A 15,592-nucleotide genomic window follows, 5' to 3' on the forward strand; every position below is an offset into this window, starting at 1 on the left:
AGGGTCTGACAGTTAAGCTTCCTTCATGACAGTGGAATGCCGGAGCTTCAGCCGTGGAGAACAGCACCTATATTGCCCTTTCGCGCATGGATGCCCAGCAGCGCGCCATGTCGGTGGTGGCAGACAACATGTCCAATGCTTCCACGGTCGGTTACAAACGCGAAAACGTTCTGTTCAGTGATTATCTCTCCCGGCAGCACGGAAGTACCCAGCCCACGGGCGCTGAGACTCAGGCCTATACTCAGGATCGTGCGACCTATCGTGACTTCCAGCAGGGCGACATGCAGCAGACGGGAAACCCGCTCGATCTTGCCTTGGGTGGAGAGGGATATTTCCAGGTGCAGACCGCCAACGGTGTGCGACTGACGCGCGCTGGCCGCTTTGAAAAGCAGCAGGACGGAACGGTAGTTGACGAAAGTGGTAACGCCCTTCTGGACCGGGAAGGGCAGCCCATCGTGCTGCCAGCAACGGATCATCAACTCACCATTTCTTCCGATGGTGTCATAACCACTGAAACCGGTGAAGCCGGGCAGATCGGTATCGTCACTGCACGGGACAACAACACCCTTCAGGCTGAGGGCAGTCATCTTCTCCGATCAGACCAGCCAACCGATGCCGTGGACAGGCCTTCGATCCTGCAAGGCATGGTCGAGGGCAGTAATGTGCAGATGATGTCCGAGGTCACGAAGATGATGGATATCCAGCGCAATTTCGATTTCATGGCGCAGTTCGTCAACGCCGAGGCGACACGTCAGCAGAACGCCATCGATAAAATCGTTCAGGTCTCCGCCTGACAGACGTCCTGACGGGACAAGGATTAAAGCCACATGCGCGCACTCGATATCGCTGGAACGGGCATGCAGGCCCAACAGACCAACGTTGAAACCATTTCCAACAACATCGCGAACATGAGTACGACCGGATACAAACGGTCCCGTGCTGAGTTCCAGGATCTCATCTACCAGAATATCCGCCGGGTCGGCACGAGTTCGTCTGATACAGGCACGACTGTGCCTGCCGGAGCGCAGGTTGGTTTGGGTGTAAAAACAGCCGCTATTTATCGCATCAATGATCAAGGTAGTCTTGAACAAACCAGTAACTCTCTGGATCTAGCCGTGCAGGGCAAGGGATACTTTCAGATCCAGCTACCCTCCGGACAGTTGGCTTACACGAGAGACGGCACCTTCTCGATGGACAATACGGGATCGCTCGTAACAGCTGATGGCTACCAGCTAAGCCCGACCATCACGATCCCCAATAATGCCCAGAGTGTCAGCATTGATCAGTCCGGGCAGGTCAGCGTAACGGTCGCCGGGCAGAACAATTCAACTGTTGTCGGTCAGCTCCAGCTTGCGACTTTCACGAATGAAAATGGCCTGGACGCGATGGGCCAGAACCTGTTCACGCCCACCACGGCCTCTGGCGATGCAATGCTCGGAACCCCGAACACAACGGGTTATGGCAGTGTCATGCAAGGCTATGTTGAGAACTCGAACGTCAATGTTGTGACGGAAATTACAGATCTCATTACGGCGCAGCGTGCATACGAAATGAACAGCAAGGTCATTACGTCAGCAGACGATATGATGCAGACTCTTAACAACCTTGGCGGCCGCTGAGCGTGAAAGGAGGGTGGTGGCAAGTCGGACTGCTGGTGTTTTCAGCCGTAGCAACGGGTTCCGTCCATGCGGCCACGCTCCGTACGAATATCAGTATCGATCATGCCCGTGTTCATCTTTCCGATCTGTTTTCAGGCCTGACGTCAGCGCAGGACGCCGATATCGGAGACGCTCCTGCACTTGGCGCAAGCTATGTTGTAGGTGGCCCGCAACTGACAGCGATTGCTGCACAGTTTGGTGTGGACTGGCCAGATGCATCACCCTTGGTCTCTACGACGGTGACGCGGGCCACACGTTTAATCGGGGAGGATGATATTCTACCGGTTTTGCACCAGGGGCTGGATTTGTCTCAGGACGCTCATGTTGAAATTACCCTAAGTGGTTTTCGGTCTGTGCCAGTTCCTGCGCAGGATCAGGCGGCTCCAGTTCTTCTGCATCTGGAGCGGCCACCACGAGGGGGGGGGCATTTCAATGCCCGGATGGAGGTTCCAGCTACATCGGGTGGCAAAGCAACATCCTTTTCGGTGAATGGCTCCGTGACCATGGAGGTCCGGGCCGTGACGCTTCGTCATGGGCTTCATCCTGGGCAGCCTGTGCTGCCTGAAGATGTGAGTGTTACTTTGGTCCGATCATCCGATGTGCCTGAAGACACGTTGCAGACCGTTGATGATGCAGTTGGCCTGGAAGCAAGAAGCAGTCTGTCTGCGGGACAGGTTCTGGCGTCCTCGCAACTTGTGCACCCTCAACTAGTGCGGCGGGGATCACCCGTGGTTTTGTTCTACACCTTGCCGGGAGTTCGCCTGACAGTGTCAGGAAACGTTCTGGAGGCAGGTGGCAAAGGCGATACTGTTCATATTTATAATGCCAACAGTCACATGGTTCTGACAGGGCGGGTCATGGGACGAACCGAAGTCGAGGTCATCCCGGACATTGCTCCCCTTTCAGCGGACAGTCGAAACCGTCCTGCAGCAGTGAACTTGCCGACGTTATAAAAAAGCCTGAAACGCAGTGGCATTTCAGGCTCCAAAATGAAAAGCAGTCCGCGCGTCTGGCTTAACTCTGGTTCTGCACACTGTTGGGCATAGCGCGGTGCTGGAAGACCTTTCCAATGCGAAGCACCAGTCGTCGGACCCATTTTCCAATCGCATCCATCCAGAGATAGACGATCGGGGTGGTATAAAGCGTGAGCAACTGACTTACGATCATGCCTCCGAGTACAGAGACGCCTAGTGGGGCACGCATCTCGCTCCCGTAACCATGTCCGATGATAAGCGGCACAGCACCGAGGGCCGCAGCGAGAGAGGTCATGAGAATTGGGCGGAAACGCGTGATGGATGCTTTGAAAATGGCATCCTTGGGCGACAATCCATCATGGCGCTCTGCATGAATGGCAAAGTCGATCACCAGAATAGCGTTCTTTTTCACAATGCCTGTCAGCAGAATGATGCCGATAACAGCAACAACACTGAAGGGCATTCCAAAACACCATAGCCCTATGATGGCACCAATGCCGGCAGAGGGCAGCGTGGAAAGAATGGTGATGGGATGAATCAGGCTCTCATATAGAATGCCAAGCACAATATACATGACGGCAATGGCTGCTGCGAACGCCAACAGTGCATTGATCATGACTTTGGTTGTATCGCCCGCTGTCCCCGTGAACTCGCCCAGAACACCTTCTGGAGCATGGGTATTTTTCAGCGTGTCCTGAATGAGCTGTACGCCCTGAGCATAGGTCACGCCGGGCGCCAGATCGAAGGAAATAGCGGTCGAATAGTACCCGGAACGATGGGTGACATCGAGCGGCTGCTGTTTCCATAGAATGGAAGCCACGTTTTCAAGCGGGATCATCTTTTCTGTCGAAGACGATACAGCGGCGCCGCTGGAACTGTTGCCGGAAATCTGGTTGGCCAGTGAGTTCTGAATAGATGCCGTTGCAAGAGATGCAAATGTGCTTTCAGTCCCGCTGGTGGAGGCTTGGGCTCTAATCAGGTTGGACGCCACACCGCCCGCCGCTGTGCCAGCAGAAGTTGAAATCCAGACCTGATGCAGCATGTTGGGATCAGTTCGATACTGCGGCCCCAGAACCATGACGACCCGGTGTGTCGTCAGAGGAAGGTGGATCGTGGAGACGATGGTCTGGCCGTAGGAATCATACAGAACATTCTGGATTAGCTGCGGTGTGATGCCATACCGTGCTTCCGTATCGCGATGGACCGTGACGTAGGCCGCGATGGACTGGCTTTCCGTTGCCGAAGAAAGGTTGACCAACTGCCCGGATGCACGCAGCGCTCCCAGCATTTTAGGGAGATAGCCTGTCAGGCTGGCAATATCTTCGCTGCGGAGAACATATCGATAAGCACCCGTATTTTTCTGGCTGCTTCCCCCTTGGCTATTGCCGCCGACATTCCAGAACATCACGTCTGCTCCCGGTTCAACGGGAACAGCCTTGCGAATACGGGCCAACACTGTCGCTACCGGAGCGCGCTCGCTTTTCTCTTTCAAATGCAGGTAGAGCTGGCCGGAGTTTTTATCGTTACTGAAAATGGTCGTGGATGTTACGTCCGGGTCCCGCTGCACGATTGCACCGACAGCACGCAGCCTGCGGTCAATTTCATCAAAGGACATGGTCGCATCGCCCTGGATGCGACTGCCAATCAGGGAAATATCCTGCTCGGGGATAAATTCCTTGGGCATGACGATGACTGAACCCACGAGCAGGATAAAGCTCAGGGGAAGGGTCAGCCCCATAAGGATCGTGTGCCGCAGGCACCAGTGCATGGAACGGGCGTAAAGACGCACGAGGCCATCCAGCCCCGCTTCAGTAAAGCGCACGATGGCGCCTGTAAGACCCTTACGGGGAGCGGTCCCATGATCAATTTCAAGCATGCGAGCGCACATCATGGGTGTCAGGGTGAGGGACAGCCACATTGAAATCACGATGGCGGAAATCATCGTCATGCAGAACTCGAACATGATCGAGCCCGCAGTTCCCGGCAAGAACAGCAGAGGAATAAACACCGCAACAAGCGAGGCACTGATGGACAGGACCGTGAAGCCGATTTCCGACGAGCCAACAATGCTGGCTTCGTAATGATCCATCCCGTCTTCAATGTGCCGCGCAATGTTCTCAAGCACCACAATGGCATCATCGACAACGAACCCGACAGCGATCGTCAGGGACATCAGAGATAGAACATCCAGAGTAAAGTTGAAGTATGCCATTGCGGCCAGCGTGCCGGACAGGGCAATCGGCACAGTGACGGCCGGGATGACAGTGGTCATGACCCTGCGGAAGAAAAGCAGGATGACCAAGACCACCAGAATGACGGAAATGATGAGGGCGTCTCTCGCATCATCAAGGGCGGCCCGAACGGAGCGGGATGTATCCAGGCCAACAGTTAATTTGACGCTACCCGGCAGACCCTCTCGCAGTTTGTCCAGATTAGCGTTGATCCCGTCCACGATCGCCACGGTGTTGGCATGAGGCTGACCGGAAACGATGAGCGTAATGGCCCGGTGACCATTGATGTAGCTCGTTTGATAAACGTCCTGCACACCATCGTAGACGTTAGCGACGTCCTTGAGGCGAACGGGATACAGTCCGTTCCGGTATCCGACGATCAGATCCCTGTATTCGCTTGCTTTGACGGCCTGGTCGTTGGTTGACAGCAGCATGCGTGTGCCATGACTGTCGATGAAACCCTTTGGAGTGAAGGCATTGGCAGAGGCGAGGGCCGAGCGAATATTCTCAAGCCCGATGCCCCATTTATACAGAGGTCCCGGATTAAGCTCTACGCGAACGGCTGGGTTCGATGAACCAACGACTTCCACACGGCCTACTCCTTTGACCTTGGCCAGATAAGGTTTGACCTGAATATTGGCCACATCATAAAGCTCGGCCTGTGTCAGCTGGTCTGTCGTGACACTGAGCAGGTAAACCGGGAAACCACTGCCATCCAGCTTGAAGGCCTGCGGATCATCGTCCAGCGTGCCGGTGGGAAGATCGCTGCGGGCAGCCCGAAGAGCGGCCTGTACGTCTCGCAGGGCCCCGTCGATGTTCCGGGAAGACGAGAACTCAATGAAAATCTGCGCCTGACCCTGGCTCGTGTCAGACTCAATGCTCTTCACATCGGCAATGGAGCCAAGGCGCCGCTCCAGCGGGGTCGTGACAGAGGTTGCCATCTGCTGCGGGTCCGCACCCGGCTGTGATGCCACGACCATGATGTTGGTTGTGGTTGCATCAGGCATCGTCGCAACAGGCAGAAGAGGATAACAGATGACGCCGGCCATGAAGATGGCAAGAGACATCAGGATTGTTGCGACGGGGCGGTCAATGAAAAAGCGGCAGAAATTCATGCCGACAGCTTATCCCCGATTATGGTCTTTTGGTCATTACTATTAGGACACGAAAAGTCATTTTCGTACCGTGAGACTGGTCAGTAATCGGGCATTCCACCCGGTCGGGCAGAGGGCTGCCTGCAATAGTAACGTTCAGCCAGACGCGGCGGCAAAAGATCTGTCAGACGTGCACCCAACCCAAGCCAGAACGGAAACATGATTCGTCTTTGTCCCCGTAGCGTTCCACGCAGAATGCGGTGTACTGCCTCTTCTGTGGAGACCAGACCTGGCATGGGAAAACGATTGGCCCGCACCATCGGAGTTTTTACAAACCCGCAACAAACGCTTGTGAGGGAAATTCCCTGTCGTTCCAGGCTCGGAGCACTGGCAACGACAAACCGATCAATTGCGGCCTTGGAGGCTGAATAAGATGGGGTCCCTGGGTAAGAGACAAAGCTCGCGACTGAAGACATGACGCAGATGCGGCCTCTGTGACCGTTTCTGTCCGGCTTTTGCTGCCGCATCTGTTCGATAGCTGGGAAAAGGGTGTTGAGGGCACCCGTCAGATTGGTTTCAAAAATAGCTCTTGCATGTTCTTCACGTTCCATGACCGAAGGCTGTCCGTGGGAGGGCGGAAGACCACCAGTCAGGCCTGCGCATGCAAATACCATGTCCAGTCTGGAGCGACCGGATTCTCCTACCCACTCTGCCATTTCCGTTCGGTCGCGCACGTCTATGCAGCGAGTATGAACGACTGCCCCCAAGGACGAGCATTGCGCTTGAGTCAGGTTCAGGCTGTCCGAATGCAGATCTCCCAAAAACAGGGTCTGGTGTGGCTTGGAAAGGCGGTTTGCCAATCCCTGACCAATTCCAGAACCAGCCCCTGTAATGAGGATCGTCATTGTGCAGGGCAGTTGTTCGTAGGCTTCTGCCCGGCAAGGAGGGTTCGTGCGAAACCATGAGCATCTGTGGTGACCGCAGCAAGAGTGCCACTATGGCTGGCACCCCCATAGGTCGTGTGGCTGACGGAAGTCCCTGCAGCACATAGTGCATTTACCAAACGATGCTGCTCGCTTGGGGAGGAGTGCAGATCCTGCGCGCCTGTTGCAATCATGACAGGTGTTGAGAGCGAGAGGGACGGATATTCAGCCCATTTCAGTGCTGGCGCCAATACAGCATCGGCGCCAGGCTTGAGTGTCGTGGCAGGTGTCAGTCCTGAACGGTGGGCCATCGGAAAGAAATCCGAACTGCATGTGCTTCCGGCGTCATGCATCAAAGCCAGAGCCCGGTTTGTAAAGACAGCGTTGGCGTCAAAGGAAGGGTCAGCCTGAGCCAGAGATGCGCCAAGAGACAGGAGTTCCGGAACGACTGGTGAGAAGTTGTGCGGATTACGAGGGTGCATAAGATCCTGAACGCCCTGCGCATCCAGATAGGGCGGCGCGACAGCGATCGTTCCCAGAATATGCAATTGAGGCGCGTAGGACGCCGCCATTGCAGAGGCTGCCAGAGCCGCCTGAGCGCCTTGCGAATGGCCACTGAGAAGTACTGTCGTGGAGATCGAAGGAAGGCGTTCGTGAGCGGCTCGAACGGAATCCAGGACGCTCATCCCTTCTGAACGGGCATTGAGAAGTAATGCCTCGCCGGGCTCCCCAAGACCCGGATAGTCTGTGGCGACGATCGCAAAGCCCTGTCGCAGCCAGGGACCATAAAAGCGTTCCTGAACAGTCCCGAGGCCCATGACAGAAGGCGCACATGTCAGATGCAGGCCACTTTCTCCATGAGCCCAGGCCAAGACAGGCCACCCACCAGCGGGCGGCTTGCCTGCGGGAACCAGAACTTCCGCTGACACCCGAACAAGCTGCTTCGGATTGCGGGCATCTGCGCTGCGATAAGTGAGACGCCATGCCTGACCTGGAACATGAGAAATCATGTGATCCAGACGCATCGCCTGACCCGCTGCCACCGGGACGCTGACGGAATAGGAGTCTCCGTCATCCTGTGATGCACAACCGGACAGGGCGGCACCCAGAGAGGCAAGGCTGAGAAGTGTAGCGCCCATCGTTCGGCGGAAGCGAATGAATGTCATGGTAACTCATGGTCTCCTGAGGAGGAAAACGCATCATAGCAGCGCCGGTTGTCTCCGGGGAGCCATCCTGACTTGGAGGCGAGGCCATCCGGCGCTACAGAAGATGTCACAGAAGACAGAAAGGAACCGATTATGAGCGATACCCCTCCCGACCGCCTGTGCGCCAGCCCGGACAGCCCATACTACAATGAAGACGTGCTGAACCGCGGCGTTGGTGTTCGCCTCAAGGGCGAAGAAAAGACCAATGTTGAGGAATACTGCATCAGCGAGGGCTGGGCACGTCTGTCTGTTGGTAAGGCCGTGGACCGCAAAGGCCGTCCGATGACCCTGAAGGTCACGGGGACGGTTGAGGCCTGGTTCAAGGACGACGAAAAGGACGCATGATGACGCAGGTCAGCCCCCGCCGGATTATTATCGACACGGATCCCGGTCAGGACGATGCCGTGGCAATCCTGCTGGCGCTGGCCTCGCCAGAACTGCAGGTCGAAGCGATCATGACCGTTGCTGGCAACGTGTCGCTCGCCCAGACCACGAAAAACGCCTGCGCCCTGCTCGAACTGGCAGGGCGTGAGGATGTACCGGTTTTTGCCGGTGCCGCACGGCCTCTTCATAAGGCGCCGATCAGTGCGGAATACGTGCATGGTGAAACCGGAATGGGGGGCGCTAACCTGCCAACCCCTCGTCTCCGTGAGCAGCCGATGGACGCCGCTACCCATCTGATCGATGTGCTGCGGAAGGAGCCAAAAGGCGCCATTACGCTGGTTTGCCTTGGTCCTCTGACCAATCTGGCACACGCCCTGACGCACGCGCCGGATGTTGCGTCCAAAATTTCCCGGATTGTCGCAATGGGTGGCGCGCAGCGCGAAGGTGGAAACATCACACCAACTGCGGAATTCAACTTCTTCGTTGATCCCCACGCTGCGAAAATCGTGATGGGTGCAGGCATTCCTGTCACGCTGCTCCCGCTCGATGTGACCCATCGCGCCATTGCGACTCCTGCGCGGCTGGCACCGATTGCTGCGCTCGGAACACCTGTGGGCGATATGGTTGTCCGGATGCTGGGTGCTGAAGACCGCTTTGAGAAGCTGAAGTATGGGTGGGAAGGCGGTGCACTCCATGACCCGCTGACGATTGGCTGGCTACTGCGGCCAGACCTGTTCTCCGGACGGGACTGTAACGTCGAGATCGAGATTGAAGCACCGCTTTGTCTGGGACAGAGCGTTGTCGATCTTTGGAAGGTAACCGATCGCCTCCCTAATGCGTTATGGATTGATCACATTGATTCCGACGCGTTCTACACTCTTCTTACCGAAAGACTGGCCCGTCTGGTTTAGGGTCTTCTTTTGTCAGCCCATGACTCTGGAGCATCGAACATGACAGATTCCAACCCGCAGGATCGCTTCTCCGTCGTCATCGTTGGTGGGGGTGCTGCAGGCATCACCATTGCAGCGCAGCTTCGACATCAGCGACCCAACCTGTCGATTGCCATTATCGAACCATCTACGACGCATGCCTACCAGCCGGGCTGGACGCTGGTTGGAGCCGGCGTGATGACACTGGCGGAAACGCTCCGTCAGGAAGGTGGCCTGATTCCGAAAGACGTGACCTGGCTGCGAGACAGTGTGGTGTCTTCCGATCCTGACGCGAGCACGGTGACGCTCGAAAGTGGCCGTGTGGTGGAATATCGTCGGCTGGTTGTATGCCCCGGACTTCAGTTGGACTGGGATAAAATCGAGGGACTACCCGAGACGCTGGGCCGTAATGGCGTGACGTCCAACTATTCCCGTGAAACGGCTGCCTACACATGGGAATGCATCCGTCATCTTGATGGTGGAAAGGCGCTCTTTACACAGCCTCCTATGCCCATCAAGTGTGCTGGGGCACCGCAGAAGATTGTCTATCTGGCGAGCGATCACTGGCGCAAGGAAGGGTCGCTTCACCGCACGGAAGTCGATTTCTGTATGGCGGGCGACGCGCTGTTTGGCGTGGCATACTACGTGCCTTCCCTCCAGAAGCAGATCGATTTTTATGGGGTCAATCTTCATAAGAAAGAGAACCTCATTAAGGTTGATGGGGAGAAACGCGAAGCCACCTTCCAGATTGTTGGCACGGACGAAACTGTTGTTCGGTCGTTCGACATGCTGCATGTTGTTCCGCCACAGTCCGCCCCGGATTTCGTCAAGAAAAGCCCCCTTGCCAATGCCGGTGGCTGGCTGGATGTGGACCCTACAAGTCTGCGTCATGTGAAGTACGATACCATTTTCGGCGCTGGAGATGTTCTGGGTACCAGTAATGCCAAGACAGCTGCTGCCGCGCGCGAGCAGGCTCCCGTTGTGGTCTCGAACCTGCTGGCCTCTCTCGACGGTCGCCCTCAAACAGGGGCGTATGATGGATATGGTGCCTGCCCACTGACAGTGTCTTACGGCAAAGTCGTTTTGGCAGAGTTCCTGTATGGCGGGAAGGTTGCTCCGAGTTTCCCGTATGATCAGCGGAAACCCAGCCGCTTCGCTTGGCTCCTGAAAACCGAAGTTTTCCCGCGCCTGTACTGGCATGGAATGCTCAAGGGGCATGACGTCAAGGTCAAGCACAAGGTCAAAGAAAGCGCCTGATCTATAGGTATTTCACGAGAAGAAGCCGGGGGAGACCCCGGCTTTTTTTGTGCTTTTTCAGGGTGTGTTCAGCACTGGCAGAAATGTCTTGAGTGTGCCGTCATTGGGTTGCGCTGGAATATCCAGCAAATGCGTCACCAAAGAGTAGACATCGACATTGTCAAAGGGCGGTAGCACCTTACCGGCTTTGAAGTCCGGGCCATTCGCAACGAAAACGGCGCTCATTTGCGGTGCTGCGGGATCATAGCCGTGAGCGCCCTTATACGGGTTCTGAGATTTGTCTGGAGTAGTGGCCTGAATCATCCAGCCGACATCAGCAAGACAGATATAGGCAGGGACACGGGGATTCTTTCCATAGTGAAATCGTTCCGGAATTTCAGCTTTGCGCCAGCATGTCATATGCGAGTGCGACTGAAGGAGCGCTTTCTCCAGAACTGCCGTTTTTCCCGGCACAGCATTTACCCCGGCGTAAGCGCCTCCCGTGATCCAATGATAAGAGGAGGCTGGCGCGATCTGATCCATGGGAATGATATGATTTTCCCCAACGGACGCCATCCCATGATCTGCGACGACTATAATATCAGCGGGAATATGACGTTTTTTTAGCCCCTCGATCAGTTGCCCGATGCCATCGTCAACATCTTCCAGGGCAGCCTCAACTTCAATAGAGTCAGGCCCAAAATGGTGGCCCTGTGTGTCAACGATATTGAAATAGAGTGTACTGAATTCAGGACGCTTTGCAGGTTGCGCGTCATACCAGGATAGCAATGTGTGCACGCGTTCGCTGTCAGACATCTGCGAACGGAAAGGCAGCCATTCGTCTGGCCGCATATTATGAATAATAGCTTCTGATCCAGGCCAAAACAGTGTGCCAACATTCAGCCCATGCTGTTTCGCGGTCACCCAGATTGGCTCAGCTTCATTCCACCAATAAGAGTCCTTGCTCTGCATGGTGAATTTTATTCCGGGATGATCCGCATCATACATTGTATTCCCGACAATCCCATGGTGGTCGGGTCTGAGGCCAGTCACCAACGTGTAGTGGTTAGGGAATGTAATGGATGGAAAAGAAGGCCGCATACCCTCAGCAGAAACGCCATTCCGAGCCAGCTCTAATAGGTGAGGTGTCAGCCCTCTGGAAAGATATTCTGTTCGAAAACCATCCAGAGAAATCAGAATGACAGTTGGCTTCCCGATCCATGGCGTCGGCTGAAGTGGCGTTGAAGCACAACCGCTGATAAGGGTCAGAAGGGTCGCGCTAAACGCCTTGGCAAGAAGCTTTTTCATGCTTCCAGTTAAGCGGAATTTTCAGAACGAAAACAGAGCATCTCTCCCACGCGAGTGCGAAGTTTTCGTGACGTCTCCGGTGCTGAGCACAAAAAAAGAGGGGCTAGAAGCCCCTCTTTCTCGTGTCATATCTAAATCGAAAAGATCAGAAATGAGCACCGATGTTTAGTTGGAACGACCGTCCCATGATGGCATCATAATAACGGGTTAGGCTGACTGTGCCGGGGTACTTTGGAAGTGCTCCGGTAATATTGTTGATCATGAAGTTGGCATCAATGTTCTTGGTGATTTGATAGCCAAACGTTGTGTTGAAATACGCAAAACCCGGACGGTTGTTATGTTCGTACGTATAGTCCGAAACCTGCAGGGCATACTTGGACTTGCCATAGTAAATGGTCTGCCACTGGAAGAAAATCGGGCCACGCGTATAGTTGAAGTCCAGCGTGAACAGATTGTTCGGAGACGTCGTATCGCCATTCAGGACATACGTGCTGCCAAGATACGTCTGCTGATTGCGCAGGTAGTGAGAATAGTTTCCACGAAGTTCGATGTTGCCAGCAGACTGCGGTAGGCCGAGGCGCTGCAGCGGAACATAGTAATCGATGTTCGCCTGCATGATCTGCATGTGCTGGTTGGCAATGTTGAAATAGCCGGACGTGAAGCTCTCAACCTGGTGGTCCGAATCACGCTTGAAGGAGTTGCAGTATGCGTTGTTCGGGTAAGAGCCTGAATCATAGCAGGCATTCATCAGATCGCCGACACTCAGGGATGTGATCTCATTGTTGACTTTGACATCAACAAAAGAGGCCGTCATGTCGAGACCACGGACGAAGTGCGGATGGAAATCCAGCGTGCCTGTGTAGCTGTGAGACGTCTCGTTCTGCAGCTTTGCGTTGCCGCCTGATTTGCCCTGCGCTGTGTAATAATTGATGTTCGAGCTGAAACCGCCCTTGGGAATTCCTTCCTTTGCGCAGTTCGCTGCTCTCGTTGCAGGAGCAGGACCAGAGGTGATGTACTCGATGGAGCAGGGATCTTCTGCTGTATTGTAGGTCGTGCTCTGGGGCGCAAAAAGCTCGGTGACGGACGGATTACGAACGGACTGGGCATAGTTCCCGGACAGGCCGAAATCCTGCGTTGGCCACCACGCACCACCAAACATGTACGTCCAGTAGTTGCCGGTCATGCTGTTGTTGATAAAGCGGCCGTTTGCTGTTGCGGACAGGCTGTAAACGCCCGGGACATGCATGTTCGGGGAAACAAGCGGAATATCCAGCTCACCAAAGACTTCATGCGTGTGATAGGCGCCCGACGTAATGGGGATGGCGGTTGAGTTGCCGTACTGCTTGTAGGTTCCGTCTGCCTGCTGCTCACCCTGGAAGAAGCTGCCTGGGTTGAAGTTATAGCCTTCACGACGATGCTCGTAGCCAAGATCCCAGCGGATATCACCAGCCGGCAGGTGGGCAACCGTGCTGTGAATTTCTGCCTGAAGATCGCGCTGCGCGTTTGTGTTTTTGCTGTGCGCATCCGAAATGACGTAGTCGCGGGCGGCTGGCGTCATCTGGTTATAACCAAACGGGTTCAATGGCGAGCAGGTGGAGCTCCGTGTGACTGCCGTAGAGTTTGTATAGCCTGGAGAGCAGACAATATTGCCGCTGGCGTCCGTCGTGGCGTTCAGCGCATTGGTCAGGTTCTGGGTGGCAATAGACGGTTCCCAGGTGTCGTTCATGTACTTGCCGTACACACCCTTCACAGACCACTCGAAATGACGGCCAACTGTGTCGAAATCACCGTTCAGGCCGCCTTGGAAGCGGAACATCTGCATGGTGGTACGATACATGCCTGCGTCAAGATCCTGGTTCAGGCGTGACAGATAGAACGTATCCGTCGGCTTTCCTGCCGCCTGAAGAGCATTGACAATCTGTGCGCGTACGGCTGGCGTCAGGTAGGGATTGTTCGTGCTAAGTTTGTACGCACCATTGACGACCGTGTTCGTCTGATAGCTTTGCAGGCTCAGTGGATCATCGAACTGAGGCGTGTTCCAGGTACCCTGACCAACCAGGCTGGACGCTGTTCCGCGGGCATACCATCCCTGCCATGTTGCATGCAGGTGATCTGTGAAATCATAGTGGCCGAGCGTGGTCAGGTTCAGCTTGTCAGATGGCGCATAAAGCTGGTTGTAATCCTGCAGCGCGATGCCGTTCCCGCCTGAAGCGCGAAGTCCGTCCTGCACAGCAGAGTTATACGTGATAGGAACGAGAGACTGGCCGTTAGGGCTGAACATCAGCGCCTGTCCGGCGGCGTTAGGAATAGCGTATCCGGCTTTACCTGCCTTGACTGGAAGCTGACCGTAAACGGCGCTTGTGGTCGGCAGACCAGTGACCGAGTTCTGCAGGAAACGAACGCCTGGCGTCAGTACTCGGGCATATGGCGTGGTCGAGCCATAAGCAGGTCGAGCGTAGGTGGTGGACAGGCTGCCTCTTGTATAGGGGCGGTCATTCGCGACCATGCCGCCAGCATTGCGATATTCCACGTCGAAAACGACGCCGCCCTTGCCGTGGTCAAAGTCTGTGCCAGCCTTGAACGTAATCTTTTCCTGCGGCGCATCCAGCTTCTGCGTCCAGTTACCCTGTGCGTTGAAATCAACACCCTTGAAATGATCGTCGAGCTGATAGTTCACGACACCCGCAACAGCATCAGCACCATAAGCCGCGCCTGCGCCACCGAGACGGGTATCAACCTTCTTGATCAGGGATGTCGGAATTGCACTGACATCAACCTGCGAGCCTGAGCCTGCACCATAGTTGGAAGCGGTTGATCCACCCACCATGCGCATGCCGTCAACGAGGGTGAGGGTACGCTGTGAGCCAAGGCCCAGAAGAGAAACGAACGACTGGCCAGCACCGAAGCTGCCCTGTGAACCGATAGGGGAGTTGTCACCTACCGTGAAGGCGGTGTTCTCACGCATCAGGGCAATGCCCATGTCCGTGTAGCCACGGGCACGAAGCTGCGCGGCATCGACGGTTGAGCCAGCCATAACGTTCGTCAGGCGCGTTTGGGAAAGACGCGTTCCTGTAACGGTAACGACTTCAGCGGCAGGTGATGTGCCTGGCTGCAGGTTGGCATTCGTAATTGTCTGAACGGGCGCAGACACAGGCGCAACTGTAACGGGCTTGGCTTGAACCGATGTCTGAGGACGTGCGGACTGCACTGTTGCACGGGGTGCAGCCGCTTTTTTCGCAGCAGACTTGTGAGCGGCAGAAAGATGCTTCGTCGTCGTCTCTGCACAGGCTTCAGGAACAGGAAGCGCTGTGTAGGAAATACCAGCCAGCAAGGCAATTTTCAAAAAAGTCCGGGAGGGTTTCAGTGAAAAGCCCGGACGGGCCAACGTTGGAAAAGAGGTGTTCATTGCTGGCAGATATCCCTTCGTTTCATGTCTCAATGTATCTTCGATTACAAAACTGAAAGGAAATGTCTCCTGTGCGCAATGGTAACAATGCGATTTTGCAGTGAGATTTTCTTGGTGTGTCCATTACAACACATTTATTTCAAATTATGTATTTAACGAAAATGGGTCTTATCTGTTATCGGATACCGAACACTTTAAAAAAACCGATTTTGTCTACGGTATTTTCCTTTCATTTTTTAAAAGT

At 55.1% G+C, this 15,592-nt stretch carries 11 protein-coding genes; 6 read left to right on the forward strand and 5 right to left on the reverse strand.

Annotation, left to right across the window (positions count from 1 at the left end; all coding sequences use genetic code 11):
* Positions 1–53: 53 nt before the first annotated feature.
* Genes flgF through flgA form a run of 3 tightly spaced genes read left to right on the forward strand, consistent with a single transcriptional unit; the run spans position 54 to position 2,611 of the window.
* A complete protein-coding gene (gene flgF, locus ABDK75_RS00925) occupies positions 54–794 on the forward strand; it encodes a flagellar basal-body rod protein FlgF (protein WP_086633257.1) in 741 nt (246 codons plus the stop codon).
* A gap of 33 nt (positions 795–827) precedes the next feature.
* A complete protein-coding gene (flgG, locus tag ABDK75_RS00930) occupies positions 828–1,619 on the forward strand; it encodes a flagellar basal-body rod protein FlgG (RefSeq protein ID WP_046900475.1) in 792 nt (263 codons plus the stop codon).
* Between the two features lie 35 nt (positions 1,620–1,654).
* A complete protein-coding gene (gene flgA / locus ABDK75_RS00935) occupies positions 1,655–2,611 on the forward strand; it encodes a flagellar basal body P-ring formation chaperone FlgA (protein ID WP_346004714.1) in 957 nt (318 codons plus the stop codon).
* 61 nt (positions 2,612–2,672) lie between these two features.
* On the opposite strand, the gene ABDK75_RS00940 is transcribed toward flgA, so the two are convergent.
* The 3 genes from ABDK75_RS00940 to ABDK75_RS00950 form a co-directional block, all read right to left on the reverse strand.
* Complete coding sequence (locus ABDK75_RS00940; RefSeq protein WP_346004715.1) at positions 2,673–5,978, reverse strand: efflux RND transporter permease subunit; 3,306 nt, start codon at positions 5,976–5,978, stop codon at positions 2,673–2,675.
* A gap of 80 nt (positions 5,979–6,058) precedes the next feature.
* Positions 6,059–6,862 (reverse strand): SDR family NAD(P)-dependent oxidoreductase, encoded by an 804-nt coding sequence (locus ABDK75_RS00945; RefSeq protein WP_346004716.1) that lies wholly within the window; start codon positions 6,860–6,862, stop codon positions 6,059–6,061.
* Complete coding sequence (locus ABDK75_RS00950; protein WP_346004717.1) at positions 6,859–8,046, reverse strand: lipase family protein; 1,188 nt, start codon at positions 8,044–8,046, stop codon at positions 6,859–6,861. Before ABDK75_RS00950 ends, ABDK75_RS00945 begins: the two co-directional genes overlap by 4 nt.
* A gap of 132 nt (positions 8,047–8,178) precedes the next feature.
* Between ABDK75_RS00950 and ABDK75_RS00955 the strand changes: the two genes are divergently transcribed.
* Genes ABDK75_RS00955 through ABDK75_RS00965 form a run of 3 tightly spaced genes read left to right on the forward strand, consistent with a single transcriptional unit; the run spans position 8,179 to position 10,655 of the window.
* Positions 8,179–8,430 carry a DUF3297 family protein gene (locus ABDK75_RS00955; RefSeq protein ID WP_046900479.1) on the forward strand — a complete coding sequence of 84 codons (252 nt, stop codon included), beginning with the start codon at positions 8,179–8,181 and terminating at the stop codon, positions 8,428–8,430.
* Complete coding sequence (locus tag ABDK75_RS00960) at positions 8,427–9,380, forward strand: nucleoside hydrolase (protein WP_346004718.1); 954 nt, start codon at positions 8,427–8,429, stop codon at positions 9,378–9,380. The genes ABDK75_RS00955 and ABDK75_RS00960 overlap by 4 nt, the downstream gene beginning before the upstream one ends.
* Before the next feature lie 39 nt (positions 9,381–9,419).
* Positions 9,420–10,655: an FAD/NAD(P)-binding oxidoreductase gene (locus tag ABDK75_RS00965; RefSeq protein WP_346004719.1), complete on the forward strand. Its 1,236-nt coding sequence runs from the start codon at positions 9,420–9,422 to the stop codon at positions 10,653–10,655.
* 57 nt (positions 10,656–10,712) lie between these two features.
* Here ABDK75_RS00965 and ABDK75_RS00970 read toward each other — a convergent pair whose 3' ends face one another.
* Positions 10,713–11,942 (reverse strand): ectonucleotide pyrophosphatase/phosphodiesterase, encoded by a 1,230-nt coding sequence (locus tag ABDK75_RS00970; protein ID WP_346004720.1) that lies wholly within the window; start codon positions 11,940–11,942, stop codon positions 10,713–10,715.
* A 145-nt stretch (positions 11,943–12,087) separates the two neighbouring features.
* The gene (locus tag ABDK75_RS00975; RefSeq protein ID WP_346004721.1) at positions 12,088–15,348 is read right to left on the reverse strand and encodes a TonB-dependent receptor; all 3,261 of its coding nucleotides are present in this window, start codon (positions 15,346–15,348) and stop codon (positions 12,088–12,090) included.
* Positions 15,349–15,592: the final 244 nt, after the last annotated feature.

The organism is Gluconobacter sp. OJA (genome assembly GCF_039638325.1).
In the GTDB taxonomy this organism is placed as follows: Bacteria; Pseudomonadota; Alphaproteobacteria; order Acetobacterales; family Acetobacteraceae; genus Gluconobacter; species Gluconobacter cerinus.

What these genes read in the sequence shown, in the direction of transcription:
- ABDK75_RS00970 (WP_346004720.1), bottom strand. Translation starts at nt 11,942, where the DNA reads ATGAAAAAGCTTCTTGCCAAGGCGTTTAGCGCGACCCTTCTGACCCTT.
- ABDK75_RS00945 (WP_346004716.1), bottom strand. Translation starts at nt 6,862, where the DNA reads ATGACGATCCTCATTACAGGGGCTGGTTCTGGAATTGGTCAGGGATTG.
- ABDK75_RS00950 (WP_346004717.1), bottom strand. Translation starts at nt 8,046, where the DNA reads ATGACATTCATTCGCTTCCGCCGAACGATGGGCGCTACACTTCTCAGC.
- ABDK75_RS00955 (WP_046900479.1), top strand. Translation starts at nt 8,179, where the DNA reads ATGAGCGATACCCCTCCCGACCGCCTGTGCGCCAGCCCGGACAGCCCA.
- ABDK75_RS00960 (WP_346004718.1), top strand. Translation starts at nt 8,427, where the DNA reads ATGATGACGCAGGTCAGCCCCCGCCGGATTATTATCGACACGGATCCC.
- flgG (WP_046900475.1), top strand. Translation starts at nt 828, where the DNA reads ATGCGCGCACTCGATATCGCTGGAACGGGCATGCAGGCCCAACAGACC.
- ABDK75_RS00940 (WP_346004715.1), bottom strand. Translation starts at nt 5,978, where the DNA reads ATGAATTTCTGCCGCTTTTTCATTGACCGCCCCGTCGCAACAATCCTG.
- ABDK75_RS00965 (WP_346004719.1), top strand. Translation starts at nt 9,420, where the DNA reads ATGACAGATTCCAACCCGCAGGATCGCTTCTCCGTCGTCATCGTTGGT.
- ABDK75_RS00975 (WP_346004721.1), bottom strand. Translation starts at nt 15,348, where the DNA reads ATGAACACCTCTTTTCCAACGTTGGCCCGTCCGGGCTTTTCACTGAAA.